Origin of the sequence: Streptomyces silaceus (assembly GCF_001419745.1) — a bacterium.
Classification (GTDB): Bacteria; Actinomycetota; Actinomycetes; order Streptomycetales; family Streptomycetaceae; genus Streptomyces; species Streptomyces silaceus.
In genome coordinates, this window is sequence record NZ_LIRJ01000580.1 from 1 (window position 1) to 6,137 (window position 6,137).

Genomic DNA, 6,137 nt, shown 5'->3' on the forward strand with positions numbered 1-6,137 from the left:
CCCCCACACGGGGCGCTGCGCGGTCCGTGGGGGGGGCGGGGCGAAACGTCCTGCACGGGGCAGGGTGTGCCTCAGTCAGATCCCACGATGCCGACCGGCCCGGACATGACGTCGTCACCGAGCTCATCGCCGGTCTGCATCATCGTCTGCGTGCCCGTGCACTTGGCGTCGGAGCAGATGACGACGGTGCGTTGGGTCTCGTTGCGCGCGCCGAAGGCGGCCTCCGGCTTCCCGTCGAGCTCGGCCGTGTGGGAGCAGTACCGCGCCCGCGGGTTCGTCAGCTGTCCGTTGGAGGGGTGCGCCGGGGCCAGCGGCTTCGTCCTCAAGGGAGCACGGGGCCCCCGCCAGGCCAGTCCCCGGCCACCAGCCGCAGCAACCGCCCCCTGTGCGGGGCGAGGACATGGTGGTGCCCGCCCAACGGCAGCACGGAGGAACGGACCCACTGCGCAGGCATCGGCACTCAGGCAGGACACCCCCTCCAGCTCCCGGCCACTGACATCGGCGAGCGCGACGACCGGAGGCGGACCGTTCGTGCCCTGGATGCCGCCGAAGCCGAGCGCGCCCCGCTTCCTGCCGGTCGTGGCGAGCTCCGCCGACTCGCCGGTCATCTGCACGGACAGCGGATACAACACCTCAGGTGGCCGTCGAGGCGGGAGCACGAGCAGCCCAGCGGGCCCTGCACGAGCCGCTTTGAGCAGCTCCGAGCTAGCGCAACCCTTGCCGCAATCCCATGCTCCTGGCCGGCCGAGACGCCGGGGCACGCGGCCCGGACAGTTCCATAGGCGCGGGCGAGGTGACGCAACTCGGACCGTGCCGCCGGCACCGAGAGGACGGTCTCCCAGTAGAGGTGCCACCACAGCCGTACGCGGCCGGGCGCCGACCCGTCGCGTATCCGTCGGCCCCCGGCACGGGCGAAGTGTCCGGAAGCCCGCCCCCCCCCCGCCCGGCACTGACACACTCGACACCGTGGTGATCACCGCGCGCCGGCGGAGGACATGTTGAGCCAGCCGGAACAGCCCTGGCAGCCGGGCCCGAACGATCTGCCCTTCACCACCCACCTGATCAACCCGCACGGCGACCGGCACCTCGGCTTCAACGACGTCGAGAGCCGCTTCTACCGTCTGTGGCAGCACCGCCAGCCCGAGCCGCTCCACACCGGCGACGCGATCCTGCTGCGTCCCAGCGACATCGATCAGATCATCAAGTTCTCCATGATCTGGGTGACGAACCACCCCGCCCTTCCGCGCAGCAGTGACTTGCCGGACGAAGTCGCCGCCGGAGCCAAGGCTGTCGTGCTGCACTTCGCCCAAGCCGCGCAGGCTCCCGCACAACGCCAGGGCGGTCCCTCGGTCCATCGGCCGGCGAATTCCTCCAGGACGTGGCGCTGCCCTTCCTGGCGCGCGGCCTGCCGGGCGAGGACGTCGCGGTCGATGTACGGATCGACCGCGGCGAGGACCAGGCGCTGGAGTTCGGCCGGCTCCAGCGCCTCCACCTCCCACTGCACCGGGCGGGCCGGGTCGAAGCCGTCGCGGTCGGCGAAGGCCGGCCACCGCGGGTCGCCCTGCTTGACCTGCTTGACCTGCTTGACCTGCTTGACCTGCTTGACCTGCTTGACCTGGTTTTGCGGGCAGTTCGTAGGCGCGGACCTGGTCGTAGGTCCGCAGGATCCGCTCGGTCCGGCTCCAGCAGCCCGTGCGCGCGAGCCAGTCCCGCTCGCTGTCCAGTCCCGCTCGCTGTCCAGTCCCGCTCGCTGTCGTGGCCCGAGCAGTCGAAGGGCCCGGCCGGGTGAGCGCGGCCGGGCTCGCACCCGGAGGCGGTGCCCTTGCTTTCGCGGCATCTGCGCCGCCTGCGGCCCACTGCCACCGGCGCGCGAGTACTTGGCATGGTCGGGCAAGTTGCGGTGCGGGGGGATGCCCGGTGAAGCCTTCGGCTTGCCCGCATCGGCATCGTGCAGGGCGCGCCGGGCAGGGAGATGAACCTCGTCCTTGGCGCGAGGAGAGGTGTCGGCACGTTATGCCAACGGGAATCAGGCCCTGGCCTGCGGTGGTCCTCAGGCTCGCCCGGCCGGGCCGGGCCGCTATCCACGCCGGTACCGCTGGTGTGGCTGTCCGTTGAGGACCTGACAGGGGTTGCGGGAAGTCGCTGCTGTCCCCCGTGTGACTCGGCCAAACTCCCGTCCCAGCCAGGGACAGCCGCAGGCCAGCAGCCTGAATGTCACACCGCCCGGCGGCCGTTGTGACATCCGATGGGACATCGGCTGTGACGCGCTCACCACGCGCCGGGCAGGGCGAGACCGGCCGCCGCGACCGGCCTTCCAGAGAGTGCGGGAAGGCCGGCGGGGCCTCGGGGCGGGCTTCACCGCGGCATCCAGAGAGGTCCTCAGGGACCTCTCACGGCATCCAGGTGTCAAGCCGCGACGGCGAGAGGCAGCGGAAAGCCTGCCGTTCATCGAACACCGTGTGAGTGGTGATGCAGTGCCAGAGCTGGCCGATCATGCGGTTGAAGAGATGCCGGAGTGCCTGCAGTGCCAGTCCCCGCGTTCGCGGCGGCGCCGGAAGTAGTCGAGACATCCATCCCGACGCCCGCGGAACCACCACACCGAATCGAACAAGGCCCCTCAGACGCCTTCAAGACTTCCGACGGGAGCGGACACCCCGTATTGGACGTACTCGGCGCCCGCCTGGCGACGGCCCGACCCCTTGTCCTCCAGGTCAGAGCGCATGGCTGAGGGCCGAAGCTACGCACCCCGGTGCGACTCGGGGCGCGACCCGGAAGGCGACCTGGAGCACGACCTGGAGCACGACTTAGAACGCGACCTGGAGCACGACCACCGGTCGCGGCAGGCGCATCTGATCCGTGAGGCGCCTCGTAGGGCGCCTGCTCGCTTGCCACGTGGGCGGGCGGCAGGTCGTGGTGCTTACCACCGCAGGTCAGGCGGTTTACCCGCGTCGGGTATCCGTTTTGGTGTGTCAGTGGCAGGACTCGCGGCCCGGGTCTGCCTCCTGGCGCAGGCAGGCCCGGGAGGGGACACGAGTACCTGAGCACCGGTGCGCTAGAGGCCGGCCTCCCGGTCATGGTGCGGGCCGGGCGGCTGCGGGCGGTGCGCCTGTTGATCGTTCCGGCGCACCGGGTTTGCCTCGGTATCGTTCCGGCTGGCGTAGCGGTCCAGGGGGGGCGGGCCCGGTCGGCTGCCGCGGGTCCGGTCGGCCACTGCGGTGAAGACGGCATCGAGGGGGCGCAGGCATTCGGCGGTGGACGCCTGTCCAGGTGCCGCGCTTCTCCGGCAGGTGCACCCGCTGCGTTCCGGTGTGGATCGTGAAGGCAATCGCGTCGATCATCACCCGGTGATCGCGCCACCGGCCGCCCCGCGTCGGGGCACGGTCCGGCAGTAACGGTTCGATCCGTGTCCGCTGCGCGTCGGTTGACGGCATTCCCGGCCCAACGGCCAGCCGATCCCAACGGGACTGCCTAGCGGTCGAGGGCGTAGGTCATCCCTGCGTCCCATGTGGCCGCATGTCCTGCCTCGTAGGCAGCTTCGTAGCGGTGGTCGCCGATGGCGGCACGGGTCTGCTTCTCGCTGCGTTCCCGTACGGCGACCCATTCGGGCAGCCCGAGCTGCGGCTGGCCCAGTGTGTCCCACAGCTGCTGGGCCAGACCGAGCAGGCGGGCGGCGCGCTCACCAGGGTCCGCGACGGCCGTGGCGGCGGCGATCAGGTCCAGGCACATGGCCACGCCCAAGCGGTCATTCAGCCTCTGCTTGACCTTGAGGATCGCCTGGCCGCGATGGTGCGCCGCTGTGTGGTGGCCTTGGGCCAGATCAGCCCGGGCGAGCAGGTACTCGGCGTAGGCCCGCATCCATACCTCGCCGTACTGCTCGCAGTCGGCGCGCAGGTGCTCAAGGACGGCGACGGCCTTCTCGATCTCGTTGTCGAGGGTGTGCGCGTGGCCGAGGAACAAGGCGGACGCCAGGACCGGGTAGGCCAGTCCGCCCTCGCACCGGTGCCCGTCGAACAGGCCCTTTGCCAGCTCCTTGCCGCGCTGGGTGTCGCCGCTGATCACCGCGGCGAAGGCGAGCATGGCCCGCGCCTCGTCCGCCGCCCCGGTGTCCCCCAGGCACGCGGCCACGTCGGCGCTTTCCACGGCCCGGGCCTTGGCCGACACCGTGTCCCCCAAAGTCGACAGGACCAGCGAGCAGACCCACAGCGCCCGGGCACGCGCCCGGCTCCGTTCGGTGTCCAGAGCCAGGGCCCGCTCCAGGTAGTGAAGTCCCTCCCTGGTGAATCCGCAGCAGTGCCAGAAGAACCACAGTGCCCCGGCCAGTTCCGTGGCGGTCTGCCCTGCCGGCCGGTCCAGGCAGAACTCCAGGGCACTACGCACGTTGTCGAGCTCGGCCGTCAGGTGACCGCACCAGGCGTACTGGTCCGGCCCCAGCCAGGCACTGTCGCCCCGTTGGGCCAGCGCCAGGTAGTGGTCCAGGTGGCGGCGCCGCAGCAGGTCCTCCTCACCCAGCGCGCGCAGCCAGTGGCCGCCGAACTCACGGATGGTGTCGAGCATGCCGAAGCGCTCGCCGTTGCCCGTGGGCTGCCAGGTCAGGATCGACTTCTCGACCAGTTCGTCCAACAGCCCCGGCAGTTCGTCGACGGGCAGCCGCTCGTCCGCGCAGACCTGACGCGCCGCCTGGGCGTCGAAACTGCCCGCGAACACGGAGAGCCGCGCCCACAGGAGCCGTTCCGCGGGCGTGCACCACTGGTGGCTCCAGCCGATCGCGGTGCGCAGCGCCTGATGCCACGGCGGATCGGCGTCGTGCACGGCCTGGCGGTCGTTGCCCAGCACGCCGAACCGGTCGTCGAGACGGTCGGCCAGCTCGGGCACGCTCATGTCGCGCAGCCGGGCCGCGGCCAGCTCGATCGCCAGCGGCAGCCCTTCCAGGCGGCGGCACAGCCGCACGAGATCCGGCCGGTTGGCATCGGTGACGGCAAAGCGCGGCAGGGCTTGCGCGGCCCGCTCGGCCAGCAGCGCCACCGCGTCGTCCGCGGCACCCGCAGTGCCGCCCTCGTCGGGCACCGGCAGCGGGTCGAGCACGACCACCTCCTCGGCGATCAGGTGCAGGGGGCGTCGGCTCGTGGCCAGAATCCGCAGGCCGGGCGCGGCCCGCAGCAAGGACTCCGCCGCCAGGGCGCAGGCGTCGGCGAGGTGTTCGCAGGTGTCGAGGACCAGCAGCGTCTCGCGCTCGGCCAGGTACTCAGCCACCACGTCGATCATCGGCCGGGTGGTCTGGTCGGCCAGCGGCAGTGTCTCGGCGATGACATGCGCGAGCAGCGCGCCGTCCGTCAGCGGCGACAGCTCAACGAACCAGGCCCCGTCCCGGAACTGCCCCTGCACGGCTTCTGCGGTCGCCAGCGCGAGACGGGTCTTGCCCACACCGCCGACCCCGGTCAGGGTCACCATCCGGGATCGCCGGCACACGAGCCGTTCCAGACGTGACAGTTCGACCGCGCGTCCGATCAGACGCGTACGAGGTACCGGTAGGCCGCCCACCTCCACACCGTCTCTCTTTGCCCGCGCAGCATGGGGTGATGACACCGAGTATCTTGAAAAGTGCGTAGTGTTGCCCCACCGTGACCGAGATGGACCGACCGGCCGCCGGGAGCGGATCACTTGCTCCCCCATTCCCTCGGGCGTGCCTTCGGTGAGGAGGCCGTCACGAACGGCCGCCCCGGTGGAACTGTGATCCGAGAGAAACGGCCTAGTGGTGCTTCGTCAGGTTCTGGCACGAGTGAGGCCAGTGAGGGCTTTGCCGCAGGCCTCTTGCATGGGCTGCTGTGCGCCGCCCGGACAACAGCCGCCGATGGCGGCCCACCTGGCGGAGCCGGTGAACGCGGAGGCCAAGGAATCCGGGTGGCCCTGTGGACAGGCGGTCGCCGTGCCGCGGTGCTGGAGAGCGCGGGTTTGACGGACGGGCCGGGGCGCACGGACGATCAGCTCAACGAAAGCGGAAACGCTGGGCGAGCGTGGCGGGCACCAAGGTGATCTCGGCCTGCGCGAAACGGCATCCGGGACAACCGCGCCGGGCCGCCGCCGGACCAAAACCAGACAAGACCGGGGAACGGGTCACGGGCACCGGCACCGGCACCGGC

At 71.0% G+C, this 6,137-nt stretch carries 4 protein-coding genes; all 4 read right to left on the bottom strand.

Annotated features, from left to right (window positions below; translation table 11 throughout):
- Positions 1–71: 71 nt before the first annotated feature.
- The 4 genes from AOK22_RS37020 to AOK22_RS37030 all read right to left on the bottom strand — a co-directional run bounded on the left by AOK22_RS37020 (position 72) and on the right by AOK22_RS37030 (position 5,448).
- Positions 72–326 (bottom strand): hypothetical protein, encoded by a 255-nt coding sequence (locus AOK22_RS37020; RefSeq protein ID WP_055703051.1) that lies wholly within the window; start codon positions 324–326, stop codon positions 72–74.
- Between the two features lie 866 nt (positions 327–1,192).
- The gene (locus AOK22_RS41705; protein ID WP_167357934.1) at positions 1,193–1,837 is read right to left on the bottom strand and encodes a hypothetical protein; all 645 of its coding nucleotides are present in this window, start codon (positions 1,835–1,837) and stop codon (positions 1,193–1,195) included.
- Between the two features lie 1,234 nt (positions 1,838–3,071).
- The gene (locus AOK22_RS44105; RefSeq protein WP_107102124.1) at positions 3,072–3,431 is read right to left on the bottom strand and encodes a transposase; all 360 of its coding nucleotides are present in this window, start codon (positions 3,429–3,431) and stop codon (positions 3,072–3,074) included.
- Between the two features lie 37 nt (positions 3,432–3,468).
- Positions 3,469–5,448: an ATP-binding protein gene (locus tag AOK22_RS37030; RefSeq protein WP_055703053.1), complete on the bottom strand. Its 1,980-nt coding sequence runs from the start codon at positions 5,446–5,448 to the stop codon at positions 3,469–3,471.
- Positions 5,449–6,137: the final 689 nt, after the last annotated feature.